The sequence below is a fragment of the Psychrobacter sp. T6-6 genome, assembly GCF_052258185.1.
Taxonomy (GTDB): Bacteria; Pseudomonadota; Gammaproteobacteria; order Pseudomonadales; family Moraxellaceae; genus Psychrobacter.
In genome coordinates, this window is record NZ_JBQQEX010000003.1 from 171,885 (window position 1) to 190,188 (window position 18,304).

Consider the following 18,304-nt stretch of genomic DNA (forward strand, 5'->3'; position numbering starts at 1 on the left):
CTAGAGGGTGAATTAGCCCTCTGCCTGATCGATACGAGTTAGGCGTTGTAATACCACTTGCGTGCGCTCAGCTGCCAGCTGATTTTTCTTTTGTAGCTCACTGTTTTGATGTTTGATATCGCTGTACTGCTGCTTTAGTTCATTATTATGTTTTTGCAGCTCGCTGTTTTGTTGTTGTAGTTGGCTGATTTGTTTTTGCAGCTTGTCTTGTTCTTCACCGATCATATGATGCGCTTCAGCGAGACTTTGATAGCGTTTGTCGAGATCATTCAGTTGTTTTTTGGCTCCATCACGTTCGCTATGGCTACTATCAAGCTGAGTCTTTAGGGCGGTGACTTCTTTTGCATCAGTAACAGGGTTTTGTTTTAGGCTGCTAAGTTCAGCACTGACAAGCTGATACTGTTTTTTGATGTCTAGTACCATTTTTTCTAATATTCTAAGTTGATCATACATAGTCAGTTTTTATCCTTAACAAGTAAGCGTGAATGAATTTTGTTCGCTGCATTTAATAATGCCATAGGTGACCGCATAATATCTATATCAACAAAGTAATTACAAGCACGAGATTTGGTCTTTTTACTTTTATTTACCGGTAATCTGTCCCCGACATTTTATCGAGTTTCTTTTTATTTTATGAGTCATACTCAATTACTAGGACATCTGTTATGAACGATAATATTTCTGGCTGGAATACTTGGCTGACTGCTTTTGATGACTGGACTGATGTGTCCATCAGCGAAGTGCATGGCTTGATGACAGGGCTTATGACCGCTTGTAATGCACCTGACGAATCGACATGGGCAAAGGTGTTCGAAGAGCTGAGCTTTGCACCACTACCAGAGGCTGCATTGACCTTGTTGGCAGAAGAAGCAGAGGACACCGTGTTTCAGTTAAAAGACAAAGATGATGCCTATGCGTACATGCCGCTTATCCCTGATGATGAACATGATTTGTACGAGCGCGTGATGGCATTGAAACAGTGGTCGAACGGGTTTATGACCGGTTTTGGTATTACCGATTGCGGTTTGACCAGTGAAGAGAACGAGATGCTCTCAGATTTGGCTAAGATTGGGGCGATTCGTTTAGAGGAAGACGAAGACTTCGAAGGTGGGGAAGAGTCTTATCTTTATATTTACGAGTTTGCCCGTATGGTGCCAGTGAGTTTTGCGACGCGTAAACGCAAGCATGTGAAAGACATTGCGTTGATTGCTGGACTGTCTATCGATGCTAAAACCACCAAAGAGCTACAAGCAGAAGGCAAGTTACCAAAACCGATGCCACCAGTGCTTGACGTGATGAATCAGAATAATCCATCATAAGACGAATCTGATCAATCATAGTTTGTGAGAATTAGTTTTTAAGAAGTAGTTTGTGAGAAATAGCTCTTAAAAATCGTAATAAGGATATTTTATGATCCAAGATACTAATGACAATGCTAGCAATGACGAACAGTTAAGCCATGCTACGCACCCGAGTAATAGCCTTGATTGGCTAACGCGCTTGATCGCCTTTGACACGGTCAGTCGACATTCCAACTTAGCATTGATTGAAGACGTGCAAGCGTACTGTGAGCAGTTGGGTTTGGCGGTGGATTTGACCTTTAACGAGGCAAAAACCAAGGCTAACTTGTTTGTGACCGTACCCGCTGGCGAAAATGCTAACCAAGTAAACAATGGTCTTGTGCTGTCTGGTCACACTGATGTGGTGCCAGTCGATGGTCAAGACTGGACATCAGAGCCATTTACCGCGACGATACGTGGTGACAAGCTATACGGACGCGGTGCGTGTGATATGAAAGGCTTTATCGCTTGTGCGCTGACGATATTGCCACAAGCCGTGCAGTTATCGAATAGCGGTCAGTTGCGACGTCCATTGCATTTGGCACTGTCGTTCGATGAAGAGGTAGGCTGCTTGGGCGCACCATTGATTTTGGCAGACTTAAAAGCGCGTGGCATCACGCCTGATTACTGTATCGTCGGTGAACCCACCAATATGGCGATGGTGGTCGCACATAAAGGTATTGCGGTTTATCGTTGCCGTGTCCATGGCAAATCAGCGCATTCGTCTTTGATCGCTCAAGGGGTCAATGCAATCAGCTATGCCAGTAAGCTGGTGGGCTATGTCGATACGCTAGCCGAAGAACTGAGCGCTCGTGACGACACTTTAGAAGACGGGGATGCATTGTTTACGGTGCCTTATTCTACCTTATCAGTAGGAACGATACACGGCGGCACAGCCACCAATATCGTGCCCAATCTGTGCGAGTTCACCTTTGACTATCGTAATCTACCGCACATGACGCAAGACGATATATTGGTACCGATTCAAGCAAAAGTCGCTGAGCTAAATGCCCAAATGCAAGCACGTGCGCCTGAGACGGGCATTGAGCTGATGCAAGAAGAAAGCGTCCCTGCCATGACCGATAGCGATAGCGCTGAATTACAATCGTTAATCGCTGCGCTGACAGGGGATAACGAGCGTCATAAAGTCGCTTATGCCACAGAAGGCGGTCAGTTTACCAATGCAGGTATTCCAACGATCATCTGTGGTCCTGGTAGTATTGAGCAAGCGCACAAAGCGGATGAATATGTCGAACTCATCGAAATCGAACGCTGTGATGCTTTTTTGCAAAAACTACTAACGAGCTGCACAAGTAAATAATGTATTAAAATACTAAACATATGTATATAATATGAGCAAGTACAAATAATACCGCCTAAATGGCGGTATTTATTTTTTGGCAGTGTAGCGGATCGCATCAGAGCCGCTGATATATGAACAGTAGAGGTGGGTTGATGTCTTGGCATCTGTTTGCAGTATTTTTCGCAAGTACGTTTTTGATTTCCGCAACGCCAGGTCCCAATATGTTACTGGCATTCCAGTATGGCATGAACTATGGCGTGAAGCGGACGCTATGGACGTTGGCAGGGCTGAGCCTTGGTTTGTTTATATTATTGCTATCAACGCTGCTGGGACTGGATGTGATCAGTCGTCAGTCACCGTGGCTACTGACCATTATCAAAGCCGTGGGTGCAATATACCTAATCTACTTGGGTATCAGCTCATGGCGTGATGCAGGCTATGGCAGTTTGATGAGCGATGCCAAAGAGTTGAGTGCGGAGGTAGAGGCCGACTATGCGGACTATGCTACCTCAGAAGATAGAGTTGATGTGCCAAAGCCGCGTTCGCTCTCTAGTGCAGCTACTAAAATCGCACCAAGTAACACAACCTTGTTTCGTACTGGTGTCTGGGTATCTTTATCTAACCCAAAAGCTATCTTATTCTTTGCGGCATTTTTCCCTAAGTTTATCAATTTCAGCGTACCACTATGGCCGCAATATGTCCTATTGACCATCGGCTTGTTTTTAAGCGAAACGATTTGGCAGATCGTATATACGTTAGGCGGCAAAAAGCTGGCAAGTTGGCTCGATGTGGGTAATCGTTTAGCATGGCTCAATCGTGGTTGCGGAGTAATATTTATCATTATTGCAGCTGCTTTATTAGCTGAAGTGATAAATAGTTTTATAGCTTAAAAAATACTGGTAAGATTTTAAATTAAAGTGATTAATCAAACACACATTCATTAAGTTATTTTCTATACAAGCCAAATTAATTATTGACTTTAATTTTTAAATCGTTATTATTAGCTCATTGATTTATACTGCTTATCTTTCATAAGCGATAAATCGTTTCAATTAACCTGCTATTGTCGCCATGACATTAGCCACAACCTATGGAGGAATCATCGTGTCCTATATAACTACCAAGACGTTTTTAAAGATTGAATGTGTAAACTACATGACAGCAATGACACCCTCGAAAAGGTTTGGCTAAATTTTTATATAAGCTATTGAGTGATATTCCATCTATCGATATCAACGAATAGCTTTCTGTATCTACTTGCGCTATCTCTTTTCTAAGTCTACTGTGCCAAATTTGCTCTGCGATTGTGCTAAGCCATATTGCGCTTGCTGTTATCTGTTTGCCTAACATTTTTCTTTACCGTTATTGCTAATAAAGCGACTCAGGCTATGATTTAGCTAAAGCTTTTCTATGCGTATAATATTTACGCTGTGGCCGACGGTTCTGATCTATATTATCTTTCTTTAAAATGTCTATAATAAATTAACCATGAATTTTTATTGATTTTTTAATTAATAAGAACACGGTTTTTTATTGCCTAAATTTTATAATTTATTAATTTTATTTATCATTAAACTTTTTGTTTAATTGAGATAGATAAGTAATTTCTAAAAATTATAAAAACTGGTAATGATAAAAAATGTATGGTTATTAAAATAATAAAATGGAAATAACAAATTATGAGCATTCAATTAGTATTAAACGAAAATCGGAAACACGGCGTACCAGTCAAGATTTACACCACCGATGTTGAGCAAGGTGCCATGCAGCAGTTACGCAATTTAGCCCAGCTAGAGTTTGTGCATTCACACATTGCAGTGATGCCCGATGTGCACGTTGGCAAAGGTGCGACAGTCGGTAGCGTGATTCCGACCAAGTCAGCCATCATTCCTGCCGCAGTTGGGGTAGACATTGGCTGCGGTATGAACGCAGTACGTTTGTCCCTGACGGCAAGTGATCTGCCTGATAACTTAAGGTCATTGCGATCGATCGTTGAGCAACAAGTGCCAGTCGGCTTCAATATGCACAAGCAAATCCAAGCCAAAAACTCAACGCTTGATCCATTGGGTAAACGCCTAAAACCGATTACTGATAAACACCCAGGTTTGCTTAAAATGCTTAAAGGTTTTGAGCGTACTTGGGCGAAGCAGCTGGGAACACTCGGCGGTGGCAATCATTTCATTGAGCTGTGCTTGGATGAGAACAATGATGTCTGGGTGATGCTGCATTCTGGCAGCCGCGGCATCGGTAATTGTATCGGTCAGTACTTTATTAATCTTGCAAAAAAAGAGCGTCAATCGCGCTTTGGTCATGTGCCAGATCGAGATTTGTCTTACTTTGCCGAAGGGTCTGATAGCTTTGCTGATTATGTTGAAGCGGTAGGCTGGGCGCAGGACTACGCGCTTGAAAACCGCCGCGAGATGATGCGTCTCGTCATTAAGTCATTACAGTCGCCACAAGCAGGATTGCCACGATTTAAGCTGACCAAAGAAGCCATTAATTGTCATCATAACTATGTCAATGAAGAAGTGCATTTTGGTGAGCAAGTCTATGTGACCCGTAAAGGCGCGATCAGTGCTTATGCAGGTGAGCTTGGTATTATTCCAGGCTCTATGGGCGCAAAGTCTTTTATCGTACGTGGTCTAGGCGAGGCAGAATCTTTTTGCTCATGTTCACATGGAGCAGGACGACAGATGAGCCGTGGTAAAGCCATACGAGCGTTCACTATCGATGAGCTAAAGGCGCAGACGGATGGAGTCGAGTGTCGCAAAGATAAAGGCGTCATCGATGAGATACCCGGCGCTTATAAAGACATCGATGAAGTGATGGCCAATCAAGCTGACTTGGTCGAAGTGGTGCATACGCTTAAACAGGTCATGTGTATTAAAGGCTAACAAGTAAAACCATAGCGAGTCACGACGGTGTCAATCGAGCTAAATGTACCAAGTATACTATTTGCGCTCGATTTCCTAGCCGTGGTTTCACTATGGGGTCACTCGAATGTATAAAATAGATTTAGAGTTATTAAAACATAGGTAACAATATGAGCTTAAAACAAACCTTAAAAAAGGCCAAACAAATTGAGAGGCGATTAGAGCAGCAGGCTGTGACAGGTGTGCAACACTCGCTAGGCACAGTCAAGCCGCGTAATTATCTAGCGCTTGATCCATTATTAAGAAAAGGTGGTATTCACGAAAAAGAAGACATCGATCTTGTCCGCAAAAAACGCCGCCGTGAGACCAAACAGCAGCTACGGCAGACAGATTGGTTATCAGAATAGTGATGGTTAACATTCACGCACAAAAAAGCCGTTCGCTATTAGTAGTGAACGGCTTTTTTTATTCTTACTCAAGCTTATAACTTAACCATTGTTACCTTAACCACTACGCCAATACTTCGATTAGCTCACCTTTAACCATGTGCGGGCTGACAAAATCGGTAATACGTACGCTCACAAGTTTACCCAACAGCTCATCCATTTTCTCAACATCATGAGGGAACATGACCGTACGGGTATTATCTGCAGTACCGATTAAGCAATCAGGATGACGGTTAGCAACTTGTTCAACCAAGACACGTGTCGTAGTACCGACCATTTCTTGAGTTTTGGCAAGTGTTGAATCAATAATGACTTTCTGGAATTCAGCCAAGCGTGCCTTTTTAGTCGTAAAGCTGACATCATCTTGCAACTCAGCGGCTGGCGTGCCTGGACGTTTAGAGTAGATAAAGCTGTAAGAGTGATCGAAGTTCAACTCTTTCGCCAAGTTCAAGGTATCTTGGAAGTCTTGTTCGGTTTCACCAGGGAAGCCAATGATAAAGTCGCTCGACAAGTGGATGTCTGGACGAATGGCTTTGAGCTTATTAATCTGATTGATATACACATCAATGGTATGGTTACGCTTCATCGCTGCCAAGATAGCGTTTGAGCCACTTTGAACCGGTAGATGTAAGTGTGATACCAGCTCTGGCAACTGTGCATAGGCATCAATGATGTCATCAGTGAACTCTAGCGGATGGCTGGTCGTATAGCGAATACGCTCGACGCCATCGACATGCGAGACATAATGCAACAGCTCAGCGAAACGGCAAATACTGCCATCGTCTTTTTCGCCGCGATAGCCGTTGACGTTTTGACCCAATAGGTTGATTTCACGGATACCTTGCGCCGCAAGGCTGTCAATCTCAGCCAATACGTCATCGAGTGGACGTGATAATTCTTCACCGCGCGTATAAGGCACCACGCAAAACGAGCAATATTTTGAGCAGCCTTCCATAATAGAGACAAAGGCTTTGTAGCCTTCTACTCTTGGCTCAGGCAAAAAATCGAACTTTTCAATACTAGGGAATGACACATCAATCGTGCCAATACGGTTCTTTGGTGAAATCTCACGTTGCTCATGTGATTGATCATATAGCTCTGGCAGGCGATGCAAGGTCTGCGGGCCAAATACCATATCGACGTAAGGCGCACGTTTTTGAATGTTATCGCCTTCTTGTGAGGCTACGCAGCCACCGACGCCAATGACAAGGTCAGGACGTTTTTCTTTTAGCTTGCGCCAGCGACCCAATTCTGAAAAGACTTTTTCTTGCGCTTTTTCGCGGATAGAGCAGGTATTCATCAGTAGCACGTCGGCCTCATCGATATCATGAGTGACTTCCATACCATGTGAGTCGCCTAGCACGTCTAGCATTTTGCCAGAGTCATAGACATTCATCTGGCAGCCTTGGGTAGTGACGAAGACTTTTTTGGTCGTTGATTTTTCGACGGGTGCTTGGGCTGAACTTTGCTCTTTGAGTGCGGTGACAGCACGTGCAGTGACAGTCGTCTCAGCAACAGCATCGTCATCGATGCGGGGATTGAATACAGTAACACTCATAAGGATAAGTCCATGATTGACCAAAAATATAGCGGAGTAGCCGATTAACAGGTGGCGTATTTTATCACAACCTGGTACCAATGTGAAAAATTAGCATCGCCTATCAGCCGTCAATAAGACAAATAATTCACAGTAGTATCAATTATTTACTACTATGAATGGGGGTGTTTACCGAAATCAATACTCTTTATCACTTCTATGTTACACCGTGCTGTCCTATTTATTAACAAAAGGTAAAGGAGATAGTTGAAAGCACAATGAGTATAGTATGATGACTGCTATACCCTTGGCGGTACTTAGCGAACCGTTATTCAAATACTCGTAGAGAGACAATAAAGAGAGTCAGTATGACAAAGTTGCGTGTTGCTCATAGCATCAAGGATGAAGAATCTACCAGTCAAAAACAGATGTCAAAACGACTTACAGTGGGGACGTTGCGCATGAGTGCACTCAGCGTGGCGACCGCAGTGAGCGCGCTTGGTGTATCGCAAGTTGCCTGCGCGGAGCTGACGTGGGGTGATAACGAGAGTTACCAACAAGAAAGTAACTACCAGCAAAATTATCAGCAAGACACCAGTATTGATTCATTTATGGGTGCTGCAATTGCTGCAGACCGTGGTGACGTGAGTGAGCTCTATAACTATGAGCAAGTCATGAGCGGTGGTTTGTTTGCCATGTATCCTACTTATTGGCGTATGAATCTAGACCTGAACTCACAAAGCTCAGCGGCCGTTTCACAGTTTGTGCGTCAGTATCCAGACACGGTGATGGCGGAAAAACTAGTGGCTGACTATGCTGAAACTAAGGCTGGTTCTAATGATTATGCCTCGGTCAGACAAGTTGCAAATCTTATTACCAATGCAGACGCAAGCGAGCGCTGTGCGGTTGCGCTTGGGTTCAACAATGGCGGTGATACCATGCGCGCTATGGCAGCCAAGTCTGATGTTTGGCTGACTACCAAAAAGCAGCCTGCATTGTGCGATCAGTTAGCGATGGAGATGAATAATAATGCGCTGATTAGCAATCAGGATCGCGCCTCTCGTCTCAAGCGTATGCTACGCACTGGCAAAACAGGCGATATCATGGCATTGTCCTCACGCTTAGGTACTCCGATTGCTTATTCGGCGCTGAGCGAAATTCAGCTCAATCCATCATCGTTTTTTAGTCGATTTGGTCGTGAACCTGCCAGCCAGACCAATCAATATCTGTATTTATACGCAATCGGCCGAGTCGCTGACAAATCTTATCGCGAGGCGGCGATCCAGTTAGAGTTTGATATTAGACAAGACAATCAGCGCTCAGTCAGACTATTAAACGACGAAACCCGCCGCTATGCGTATCGTACGCTTGGCGTCAAGCGCATGAACCACAATACAGATGATGGCTTTAATGCTGAAGCAGTGGAGTGGTTTCGCAATAGCTTAGACAATGATTTTAACTTTGAAGAAGCAGAAGACTATGCCATGGCGGCAATTCGTTTCGGTCGCTGGGATGACGTCGTAGAAGCCATCTCAAAAATGGATGGAGAGACTCAGAAAGAAAGCCAATGGCAGTATTGGTTGGCTCGTGCTTATGAGCAATCAAGCGATAGTAGCAAGCGCAATACTGCCAAAAAAATGTATCAAAATATCGCAAAAAGTAATGATTACTATGGCCTAATGGCAAAAGATAGAATCGGTCAACGTTTCGATGCTAGCCGTCTCGGTGGTAGTAACCTGCCTAATGTCAGTACCGCTGACCGCGCTCGTGTCATGCAAGATGGCAACTTTGCTCGAGCTTTTGCCTTGTACAATTCTGATGCTAGCCGAGGGTATGCCAACCGCGAATGGAACTGGGCAGTAAAACAAGCACGTGATAAGCGTGATGACAACTTAATCATTGCTGCTGCCCGTCAGGCCTATGATATGGGCTGGCTCGATCGAGCGATCTATGCGGTGGATAATACCGATAGAGTCGATAGCTTAGCGCTTTCGCATCCAATGCCGCATCAGAGTGCAGTGGTACGTTATAGCGAGTCAGCGGGCATTGATCCAGCGTGGGCTTATGGCATCATGCGCCAAGAGAGTCGTTTTGTGACCTCTGCGCGCTCAAACGTTGGCGCTAGTGGCTTGATGCAGGTTATGCCTGATACCGCAAAATACATCGCTCGTAATCTGGGCGAGACTTATAGTGCGAGCCGTGCCAATAGCGGTGACACCAATATCCGTTATGGTACGTGGTACATGGGTGATATTTTAGGCAAGCTCAACTATCAGCCAGTATTGGCAACGGCAGGTTACAATGCCGGTCCCAACAATGCTAAACGCTGGCAGCCACTCTATGGCTCTATCGCTGCAGATCAGTACGTTGAGTCGATTGCATTTCCTGAAACGCGCAACTACGTCAAACACGTGATGGAAAACGCCACTATCTATAGTAGCCTTTTAGGTCGTAGTCAGCCAATCAGTCAGCGTATGGGTACAGTGCCTGCTTCATTTTAGCCAGTGATGTTATAAACAATAAACCACTAATAATTTTTTGTTAGTGGTTTATTTTTGTACACTATATTGTTTGACCAGTGATGAATGACTTTATAGACCGTTATTTTATATGTAGTCGTTTATCAGTTGTTTCATACATAATCATCTGATAAATACCTGTCTGATCAGTACGCAATTCTTGACGAAGGCGACAACGTTTACGTTTTTGCTATAGATTAAAAAAGACGTTTTGTTAACATTACTTTAGTTAGTGTCCATATTTTTTCAGCCTTACTCTGAAGTTGTGCTATGTTTGATGTTTTGGACACGGTGATTCGAGTAGTATTCTATGTTTTACCACTGCTAATTACCTTCAGTCTTATGATCAAAGATTTTTTCAAACTGTCCGTATCATCGAGAGCTAACTATTCATTACCGACTCAAGCGCAGCCGTTATTACATATGAGAACACAACCAAACGCAAAAGTTAAAACATCCAGTTCCTTAGAGCAGTTTCGTACGAATTTGATAGGCAGGCAACACATGAATAACATTAATACGACTGCGAGCTTCGGTGCCTTATTACTTATACAAGGCCTTATGCTGATGCCGGCACATGCTGCTAGCACGAATAAAACAGGTCAGCGCGTATTGATGATCGAGATGACACCTGCATTATGTAGTATGCAGCCGACCAGAGCTCGCATGCGCCAGTGTCTAGAAGGGTACTCATTGACAGTGTCAGGTTTAGACATGGGATACGGTGAGCGTTGTGGCCGCGGTAGTGAACCGCGATTAACGCCTCTACAATTAAAAGTCGTCAACCGTATCATGCCCGATACGACAGTAAGAAGCCAAACGTGGCAGCGTTACGGCGCGTGTAGTCCACTCAGTGCTAGCAGTTACTTTCGCCAAATCACCAACTATGCAGGCGGGCTAAAGCTACCTAATGAGCTAAATACGGGTAACAGCTATACGGTTTCTAAATCACGGTTTATCAGTCAAATGACACGTCTGAACAGTGGCATGTCATCGAGTAGCGTTGATCTTATCTGCCAAGAAGGCAGTCGGCGTCAGTCAATTTTGACTGATATACATGTCTGTTATGAAGGCAGCCGTTTTGACTCTTGTCAAAATGTTGTAGATAATTGCGGCAGCCAATTTATCATTTCAGGGGGCAGATAGGCTTTTTTTGTCCATTTCTGAGATGCATTTTTTAGTCTCATTCCCATTGCTGCTCGATCATGTTTGGCAATATTAAATGTCTGTTTTTGTCGTCATGTTATCTCATTGAGTAATAATAAAATACGCCTTTTATGGCTACAACCCTTTATATATAAGCGCTCAGCCTATATCAGATTCCTTCTGTATAAAATGTAACAATATAGTCCCTGGCGGGTCTATTACTGTATCTAGACGGTTAATAGGCTGAAGTGCTACACTAGCTCTCGGTTTATACATGCTGTTCTACAGCGAACAAGTCGATATCTAAAACGATAATCATCAATTAGAATCATAAGCTACATAATCATTAATTAGGGAGTATTCAATGTCAATGAAACAGCCTTTACGTGTTGCCGTCACTGGTGCCGCTGGTAACATCAGCTACGCGATGCTATTTCGTATTGCATCTGGCGAGATGCTAGGTAAAGATCAGCCAGTTATTTTGCAATTACTTGAAATCACGCCAGCGCTAGACGCCCTAAAAGGTGTGGTTATGGAGCTAGAAGATTGCGCATTCCCACTATTGGCGGGTATTGTTCAGACTGATGATGCGAATGTTGCATTCAAAGATATCGATTATGCTTTGTTAGTTGGCGCACGTCCTCGTGGTCCAGGTATGGAGCGTAAAGATTTGCTAGAAGCCAACGCTGCGATCTTCTCAGCACAAGGTAAAGCATTGAACGAAGTTGCTAGCCGTGACGTAAAAGTATTGGTAGTAGGTAACCCTGCCAACACTAACGCACTTATCGCTCAGCGCAATGCACCAGATCTTGATCCACGTAACTTTACGGCAATGACTCGTCTAGATCACAACCGTGCTATGGCACAGTTGGCTGGTAAGACTGACAGCACGGTTAATGACGTGAAAAAAATGATCATCTGGGGTAACCACTCATCAACTCAGTATCCAGATCTAACGGCTTGTACTGTAAATGGTAAGCCTGCGCTAGATCTTGTTGATCGTGACTGGTACGAAGGTACTTATATCCCAGAAGTACAGCAGCGCGGTGCAGCAATCATTAAAGCTCGCGGTGCATCATCTGCGGCCTCTGCTGCCAATGCTGCTATCGCACACATGCGTACATGGGCACTAGGCACTGATGAGAACGATTGGGTATCTATGGGTGTTTACTCAAATGGCGAATATGGTATCGCTGAAGGCCTTATCTACTCATTCCCTTGTACTTGTACTAACGGCGATTGGTCTATCGTAGACGGTGTTGATGTATCATCAGATTTCTCTAAAGAGAAAATGGCTGCCACTGAGCAAGAGCTTAGCGAAGAGCGTGATGCAGTAGCACATCTACTACCATAAGATGTAGCCTTTATATTGCTAGCTCAAGCTAGGTGATAAGTAGAAAAAACATAAAAAAGCCCTCTTAGATATGAGGGCTTTTTTTGTGCTTGTAATATTAAGCCAAATGGCAATAGGATAAGTGTGGGCAACCTCGTCTACAATTTCAAATGGCCATGTGCTGATTACCGTTAATACAATTGATAACGTTAGATAAACGTGGATTAACAGCTATTAGAACAAAGCTTGCTACAATAAACGTGTTAATTTGAATAATAACTATGATTTTACACGTACCATTTAAGGAGAAAAGTATGTTAGGTGAACCAGAATATAATATGAATGAGCTATTTGCTCAGTTAGGTTTAGAGAGCTCTGATGAAGCAGTTGATAAGTTTATCGAAGATAATCAATTAGCAAAAGAAGAAAAATTAACAGAATCTGATATTTGGAATGACAACCAACGCATGTTTTTGCAAGAAGAATGGAGCAAAGATGCGGTATGGGTAGAGACAATTGATGAATTAAATGTTCGTCTGCACCCTGATGCTTAATAACGCATAGAACCAATATAAAGAACCCCACGATACGGATAGTATTGTGGGGTTTTTTCGTAGCTAAAGTATCATCAAATACTATGTTTGATGGTTACGCCATTCAAGTAGGTCAGCGACATCTTGGTTAATACCATTTTTCAATGCTTCCAAGCCATCGTAGCGACGCTCACCATGCAAAAAGTGCAAAAAGCGCACTTCTACACGCAGTCCGTATAGATCAGCCTGCAACTGTGGAAAATGTACTTCTAGTCGCCAGTCATCGCCTTTATCAACCGAAGGCCTTTTGCCTATATTGGCCGTGCCAAATAAGCTATGTGGACGTAACCCTGCAATACCCGTATTACCGTCAGTAGCAAGAGTAGTGAGACCATCAGGTATGACGCCACCATTGTCATCCAAGCTCACGACATCCACTGCAAAAATACCATGCAGCGCAGGTTTTAGTCGCTGCAAATCGATATTTGCTGTAGGGAAGTCTATCGTTCGACCGATTTGGTCACCACGAACAATCAACCCCGTGATAGCGTAATCACGCCCAAGCAGTCTGTTGGCAGTATGAATATCGCCTGCTAATAATAAATCACGAACACGCGTAGAGCTGATCCGTACATCATCGTTGCTCGTACTATCAATATCGTTGCTACTAGTGCTGCCATGGTCAGTACTGCTATCAGTGACAGTATGCAAGTTAGTCACATCCAAACCATAACCGCGCAGAAACTGACTATCACCAGTACGATCATGTCCAAAACGAAAGTCATCACCCAGCACCAATGCTTTGACGTTCAAACGCTTGGCCAGTATATCTGCAAATGCCTGCGCTGAGAGTGAGCGAAAATCGGTGTCAAACCCTGCCACAATTAAGGTCTCAACCCCATACTCTGCTAGTAGTGCCTGCTTCTCTGCTAGATTGGTCAGACGTGCAGGGGCTTTGGCCGGCGCAAAAAACTCACGCGGTTGCGGCTCAAATATCATGACTGCTGCGGTAAGATTTTTGGTGCTTGCGATATCACGCGTTTGTGCCAGCATCGCTTGATGACCAAGGTGGACGCCATCAAAATTACCGATACTGAGTACACAAGGCGGCAACTCTACTGAGCTATCGCCAGTAGATGCGGCGCTTGATGAGGCAATCAGTTGCTCAAGAAAATAGGTTTTCATAAGTTTTCAGCTATGATAAGGCCAGATAAAAAACGAAAAAACACATCTATACTCAAAATCGATGTGTCTAAAACTAGCCATTATAAAGTAAAATAGCCGCACTAACATCCTATAGTCTATGGATAATGCAAGTATGGCCTACCTAAAACGCCTGTTTTCTATGAGTCTAAAGGACTGCACCTTTTTGTGTTACCCGTGTGACTGTGATGAGTAATGCCAAAAAATATAAATAAATATGGAGATCTTATGTCTGATGTTGCCTTGAACGCTACCACAACTGATTTATCAATACATCAGCTAACCGATCAGTTTGTTGTGCAGCGTGCGAGTAGAGAAGATCTAGGAGAAGTCTTAGCAATCTATAATCAAAGTATCCCTGATAAACAGGCCACGGCAAACTTAGCATTAGTAACGGTCAATGAGCGTACAGCCTGGTTTGATGAGCATTTACAGAGTTGGACAAGACCGATTTATGTAGTAAGGGCATTGCCTGAACAAAATCATCAGGAAGAGAGTACAAAACCACTCATAGTTGCATGGGGTAGCTTTAGTGATTTGTATGCGCGTACTGCGTATCATATCAGCACTGAAATCAGTATTTATCTGAATAAAGACTACCAGGGCAAAGGGTTGGGTAGTCTATTGACGCACTGGATGTTGACGCAAGCGCCAAGTTTGGGGATTAGCAATATCGTTGCGCTTGTCTTCGCTCATAATAAGCCAAGTTTAGGACTGTTCCGTAAACTTGACTTTGAGCAATGGGGGTATATGCCAGAAGTGTGCGATATGGATGGGTTTATCGCTGATGTTGTGATGCTTGGCAAAAAAGTAACCTTAGATGACAATGCGTAAAAAGCCTGAATCACCTTAACCCAAAATTTTCCATTGGCCTTCTATCTTTTGTAGCTGGTAGGTCAATGGCGCAGGTTCGCTCTGTCCTTTTAGCATTAGCTCACCTGTGATAGTAGCACGAGTTTTGTCGTCACTATATTGAGTGTCCGTGATAGTAACGCCTTCAACAGTTTGTTGAAATGCTGATTGAGTATTGGCAAGCTCTTCTTCAAAATTTGCCATATCGACTTGGTAGTATGATACGGCGTCTTTTACCTCACCATAATACAAACTGTTCAATGCTTTTTTGACCGTGTCCTCTGGCGTGCCCGCTTGAGTCGGATTGGTTACTAGGCTTTTTTGTGTGGTTGAAGCAGTAACTGGATTGATATTGTCATTATCGATCGCTGTTTCGTTTTTAGCATCATCTGATACTACTGCCGTATCGCTAGCACTACCCACTGTATCTTCTTGTTCAGACATGGTCTCGTCTGAAGTAACTGAAGTATCTACGTCGGCAGAGTCATTATTACTACAACCGCTCAGCAGTAGTCCAGCGCTCAGCATGCCAGTGGCCAATAAAAGTGGTAAGCGCTGAATAGGCCGTTTTGTTGTCATATTAAACCTCAAGTTTCGTTTATTCATTCATAACCAATTATGACAACTAACCGTCGCACGCATTGTCATTTCTCATGAGAAGCTTGTTTTGGTTTGGTAAGCCAATTATCAACTTCTCTGGAGTTTGGTTTATATGCACGTTGACCTATCCATGTTTTAGCTGGCGAGGGCGGAAGCCTGTTGCCAACAATACCACGCCATAGACGAGCGCTCCCACGACACACATAATTATGAGGGCAATGATACGTTGCCACTGAGCATCATTGGTGGGGAAGTAGGGCAGCATGAGATAAAGGACGCCAATCATAGAGGCAGTCGCAATGGCAAACTGTGTAAACAGTTTTTTCCAATGAGGTCCAAAACGGAAAATATTGCGTTTGTGTAAGAAATAATACAACAAACCAGCGTTTACGAACGCAGCACCAGTCGTAGCTAGCGCTAAGCCACCATGTAATGGTATCTCTAAAAAGTAAAATATCCCGATAAATATTACACTAAAGACCATATTGGCAACGACAGAGATGATGCCGATTTTTACGGGGGTTTTGGTGTCTTGACGTGCAAAGAAAGCGGGCGCAAAGATTTTGATTAACATGAATCCTAAAATACCGCCTGCCATGCTACGTAGGGCGAGCGAGCTCATCTGCGCATCACGTAAGGTAAACTCACCGCGTAAGAATAACGCCTGCATCAATACGTCTGCGAGTACAAATAGTGCAGCCGAAGCTGGGATACCCACCAAGATGATTAGGCGAGCTGCCCAGTCGATGGTCTTTTTAAAATTGACATCGTCTTTTTGGGCTTCGCTTTTGGATAGACTCGGTAATATAACCGTACCAATTGCTACGCCAATCAATCCCAGTGGTAGCTCGCTCATACGCTCAGCGGCGTAAAGCCAAGAGACCGAACCTCCAATCATCAATGATGCAAAAACCGTATTTAACAATAAGTTAATTTGGGTGACCGACACACCAAAGATGGCAGGAAGCATCAATTTCAAAATACGGCGAACCCCTTCGTGCTGAAAGTCAATCTTGGGCGCGACCAGTAGTTTTTGTTGCCAGAGCTGCGGCAGTTGTATCAAGAATTGTAGTAAACCTGCGATTGCCACGGCATAACCAAGCGCCATAATGGGGGTATCAAACATGGGCGCAAAAATGAGCGCAGCACCGATCATACATAAGTTCAACAGCACAGGGGCAAAGGCAGGAGCCGCGAAACGGCCGTAGCTCTGCAAAATACCACTCGCAAAAGCCGTCATAGAGATGAATAGCAAATAGGGAAAGGTGAGGCGGAGTAATTCAGCGGTGATAGCAAACTTGTCAGGCTGATCCGCAAATCCAGGGGCAAACAATGTGACCACCCAAGGCGCGATCAAGATGACCACCACTGTCAGCATCGACAACACCATCAGTAGTGCGCCTGAAGTGCGACTGACTAAAATCTGTACCTGTTGTAAGCTGTATTTTTCTTTGTACTCAGACAGTACAGGGACAAACGCTTGGCTAAAAGCCCCCTCGGCAAACAGTCGTCGCAAAAAGTTTGGGATTTTGAAGGCGACCAAAAAGGCATCCATCAACCCACCAGCCCCAAAAACGCCTAACAATACAATATCGCGTACCAAACCCAAAATACGAGACAACATGGTCATGCTACTGACCACCATGGTTGAACGAAATAACCGACTTTTTGCCATGAGAACCTATCTTGCCAATGTGTTTATAGGGTTGTGTACGAGGTTGTATACTGATTTGCTACTGCAAAAACTGACGAATTATAGCACTTTCATCACTGAGATAAATGGATTGGGTATGGAAATCATTCTTATCACAGGGGGACACTGCTTTAAGGTGATTCGGCAACCAGCTGCCGCAACCTTACCCATTCAAAATAATCACCAGGATCCGTTTTGCGTCCCGGCGCAATATCACTATGACCTGTCAAATGTCGCTGTGTTTTGGGGTAGGCGTTATAGATAGCCGCGACTACCATTGCAAGCGTCTCATATTGAGTAGAAGTGAAGGGCACAAAATCTGACCCTTCAAGCTCGATGCCAATGCTATAATCATTACATTCAGGTCGACCCAAGTAACTCGACCGTCCAGCATGCCACGCACGTTCGTTAAAATTGACAAACTGGGTGATAGCGCCATCACGCTCGATAAACAGATGTGCTGATACTTCTGCTCCTTTAATCGTCTGAAAGTAAGGATGCGCATCCCAGTCTAGTTGATTGGTGAACAACGCTTTTACATAATGTAAGTCATTAGAGTCACAACCCCCAAATTCGTTCGGTGGTAAGCTGATGTTGTGAATGATAATCGCATCGACACTGACATCTTTTGGTCGATTATTGTAGTTCGGTGAAGTCAGCCACGTCGCTGCGGATAATAAACCGTCTGTAATGGTCATTGGCGGCGTAGACAATGTGGCGTTTGATACAGTGGGCATGACGCTCTCTTTTTGTAATAGTACTTATAGTAGTGTAATAGATAGTAGTGTGATAGATGACCTATCAAAGTAGCCGTTAGATATCTTTTTATTAACTTGGCTTCAATGATAGTCGGCTGTATATGTTATCGGCGTACCTGAGCCAGTAAATCTTAGGCACGCTAATAACGTGTGAGGGTTTACCTCATA

General features: G+C 43.9%; 16 protein-coding genes. 10 read left to right on the plus strand and 6 right to left on the minus strand.

The window, feature by feature from the left end; genetic code table 11:
• Positions 1-12 precede the first annotated feature (12 nt).
• Entirely contained in the window at positions 13-453 is a 441-nt protein-coding gene (locus tag ACTXGL_RS06635) for a hypothetical protein (RefSeq protein ID WP_319051389.1), read from the minus strand.
• Positions 454-665: 212 nt separating this feature from the next.
• Here ACTXGL_RS06635 and ACTXGL_RS06640 point away from each other — a divergent pair, with 212 nt between their 5' ends.
• The 5 genes from ACTXGL_RS06640 to ACTXGL_RS06660 all read left to right on the plus strand — a co-directional run bounded on the left by ACTXGL_RS06640 (position 666) and on the right by ACTXGL_RS06660 (position 5,923).
• Positions 666-1,319 carry a UPF0149 family protein gene (locus ACTXGL_RS06640; protein ID WP_443525711.1) on the plus strand — a complete coding sequence of 218 codons (654 nt, stop codon included), beginning with the start codon at positions 666-668 and terminating at the stop codon, positions 1,317-1,319.
• A gap of 91 nt (positions 1,320-1,410) precedes the next feature.
• The gene (gene argE, locus ACTXGL_RS06645) at positions 1,411-2,661 is read left to right on the plus strand and encodes an acetylornithine deacetylase (protein ID WP_443525713.1); all 1,251 of its coding nucleotides are present in this window, start codon (positions 1,411-1,413) and stop codon (positions 2,659-2,661) included.
• Between the two features lie 134 nt (positions 2,662-2,795).
• Entirely contained in the window at positions 2,796-3,533 is a 738-nt protein-coding gene (locus ACTXGL_RS06650) for a LysE family translocator (protein WP_443525714.1), read from the plus strand.
• Between the two features lie 789 nt (positions 3,534-4,322).
• A complete protein-coding gene (locus tag ACTXGL_RS06655; RefSeq protein WP_443525716.1) occupies positions 4,323-5,537 on the plus strand; it encodes an RtcB family protein in 1,215 nt (404 codons plus the stop codon).
• Between the two features lie 149 nt (positions 5,538-5,686).
• On the plus strand, positions 5,687-5,923 hold the full coding sequence (locus ACTXGL_RS06660) for a hypothetical protein (RefSeq protein ID WP_443525717.1): 237 nt from the start codon (positions 5,687-5,689) through the stop codon (positions 5,921-5,923).
• A gap of 103 nt (positions 5,924-6,026) precedes the next feature.
• On the opposite strand, the gene miaB is transcribed toward ACTXGL_RS06660, so the two are convergent.
• On the minus strand, positions 6,027-7,520 hold the full coding sequence (gene miaB, locus ACTXGL_RS06665; RefSeq protein WP_443525719.1) for a tRNA (N6-isopentenyl adenosine(37)-C2)-methylthiotransferase MiaB: 1,494 nt from the start codon (positions 7,518-7,520) through the stop codon (positions 6,027-6,029).
• A gap of 347 nt (positions 7,521-7,867) precedes the next feature.
• Here miaB and ACTXGL_RS06670 point away from each other — a divergent pair, with 347 nt between their 5' ends.
• The 4 genes from ACTXGL_RS06670 (at position 7,868) to ACTXGL_RS06685 (ending at position 13,051) form a co-directional block, all read left to right on the plus strand.
• Complete coding sequence (locus ACTXGL_RS06670) at positions 7,868-10,000, plus strand: lytic transglycosylase domain-containing protein (protein ID WP_443525720.1); 2,133 nt, start codon at positions 7,868-7,870, stop codon at positions 9,998-10,000.
• Between the two features lie 522 nt (positions 10,001-10,522).
• Entirely contained in the window at positions 10,523-11,164 is a 642-nt protein-coding gene (locus ACTXGL_RS06675; RefSeq protein ID WP_319051396.1) for a T2 family ribonuclease, read from the plus strand.
• A 364-nt stretch (positions 11,165-11,528) separates the two neighbouring features.
• Positions 11,529-12,518 (plus strand): malate dehydrogenase, encoded by a 990-nt coding sequence (locus tag ACTXGL_RS06680; protein WP_443525722.1) that lies wholly within the window; start codon positions 11,529-11,531, stop codon positions 12,516-12,518.
• A gap of 293 nt (positions 12,519-12,811) precedes the next feature.
• Complete coding sequence (locus ACTXGL_RS06685; protein WP_443525723.1) at positions 12,812-13,051, plus strand: DUF2789 family protein; 240 nt, start codon at positions 12,812-12,814, stop codon at positions 13,049-13,051.
• 81 nt (positions 13,052-13,132) lie between these two features.
• Here the strand turns inward: ACTXGL_RS06685 and ribF are convergent, their stop codons facing one another.
• Positions 13,133-14,215 (minus strand): riboflavin biosynthesis protein RibF, encoded by a 1,083-nt coding sequence (gene ribF, locus ACTXGL_RS06690; RefSeq protein WP_443525724.1) that lies wholly within the window; start codon positions 14,213-14,215, stop codon positions 13,133-13,135.
• 246 nt (positions 14,216-14,461) lie between these two features.
• On the opposite strand from ribF, the gene ACTXGL_RS06695 reads away from it, so the two are divergent.
• Positions 14,462-15,067, plus strand: a complete 606-nt coding sequence (locus tag ACTXGL_RS06695) for a GNAT family N-acetyltransferase (RefSeq protein WP_443525726.1) — start codon at positions 14,462-14,464, stop codon at positions 15,065-15,067.
• A 15-nt stretch (positions 15,068-15,082) separates the two neighbouring features.
• Here ACTXGL_RS06695 and ACTXGL_RS06700 read toward each other — a convergent pair whose 3' ends face one another.
• The 3 genes from ACTXGL_RS06700 to ampD form a co-directional block, all read right to left on the minus strand.
• Complete coding sequence (locus ACTXGL_RS06700) at positions 15,083-15,664, minus strand: hypothetical protein (protein WP_443525728.1); 582 nt, start codon at positions 15,662-15,664, stop codon at positions 15,083-15,085.
• Between the two features lie 145 nt (positions 15,665-15,809).
• Complete coding sequence (gene murJ / locus ACTXGL_RS06705) at positions 15,810-17,360, minus strand: murein biosynthesis integral membrane protein MurJ (protein ID WP_443525730.1); 1,551 nt, start codon at positions 17,358-17,360, stop codon at positions 15,810-15,812.
• A 149-nt stretch (positions 17,361-17,509) separates the two neighbouring features.
• Positions 17,510-18,115, minus strand: coding sequence for a 1,6-anhydro-N-acetylmuramyl-L-alanine amidase AmpD (gene ampD, locus ACTXGL_RS06710; RefSeq protein ID WP_443525732.1), 606 nt, complete (start codon positions 18,113-18,115; stop codon positions 17,510-17,512).
• Between the last annotated feature and the right edge of the window lie 189 nt (positions 18,116-18,304).

Bases quoted from the DNA above. Each gene is read 5' to 3' on its own strand.
- ACTXGL_RS06635 (WP_319051389.1), bottom strand. From the start codon at position 453: ATGTATGATCAACTTAGAATATTAGAAAAAATGGTACTAGACATCAAA.
- ACTXGL_RS06640 (WP_443525711.1), top strand. From the start codon at position 666: ATGAACGATAATATTTCTGGCTGGAATACTTGGCTGACTGCTTTTGAT.
- argE (WP_443525713.1), top strand. From the start codon at position 1,411: ATGATCCAAGATACTAATGACAATGCTAGCAATGACGAACAGTTAAGC.
- ACTXGL_RS06650 (WP_443525714.1), top strand. From the start codon at position 2,796: ATGTCTTGGCATCTGTTTGCAGTATTTTTCGCAAGTACGTTTTTGATT.
- ACTXGL_RS06655 (WP_443525716.1), top strand. From the start codon at position 4,323: ATGAGCATTCAATTAGTATTAAACGAAAATCGGAAACACGGCGTACCA.
- ACTXGL_RS06660 (WP_443525717.1), top strand. From the start codon at position 5,687: ATGAGCTTAAAACAAACCTTAAAAAAGGCCAAACAAATTGAGAGGCGA.
- miaB (WP_443525719.1), bottom strand. From the start codon at position 7,520: ATGAGTGTTACTGTATTCAATCCCCGCATCGATGACGATGCTGTTGCT.
- ACTXGL_RS06670 (WP_443525720.1), top strand. From the start codon at position 7,868: ATGACAAAGTTGCGTGTTGCTCATAGCATCAAGGATGAAGAATCTACC.
- ACTXGL_RS06675 (WP_319051396.1), top strand. From the start codon at position 10,523: ATGAATAACATTAATACGACTGCGAGCTTCGGTGCCTTATTACTTATA.
- ACTXGL_RS06680 (WP_443525722.1), top strand. From the start codon at position 11,529: ATGTCAATGAAACAGCCTTTACGTGTTGCCGTCACTGGTGCCGCTGGT.
- ACTXGL_RS06685 (WP_443525723.1), top strand. From the start codon at position 12,812: ATGTTAGGTGAACCAGAATATAATATGAATGAGCTATTTGCTCAGTTA.
- ribF (WP_443525724.1), bottom strand. From the start codon at position 14,215: ATGAAAACCTATTTTCTTGAGCAACTGATTGCCTCATCAAGCGCCGCA.
- ACTXGL_RS06695 (WP_443525726.1), top strand. From the start codon at position 14,462: ATGTCTGATGTTGCCTTGAACGCTACCACAACTGATTTATCAATACAT.
- ACTXGL_RS06700 (WP_443525728.1), bottom strand. From the start codon at position 15,664: ATGACAACAAAACGGCCTATTCAGCGCTTACCACTTTTATTGGCCACT.
- murJ (WP_443525730.1), bottom strand. From the start codon at position 17,360: ATGGCAAAAAGTCGGTTATTTCGTTCAACCATGGTGGTCAGTAGCATG.
- ampD (WP_443525732.1), bottom strand. From the start codon at position 18,115: ATGCCCACTGTATCAAACGCCACATTGTCTACGCCGCCAATGACCATT.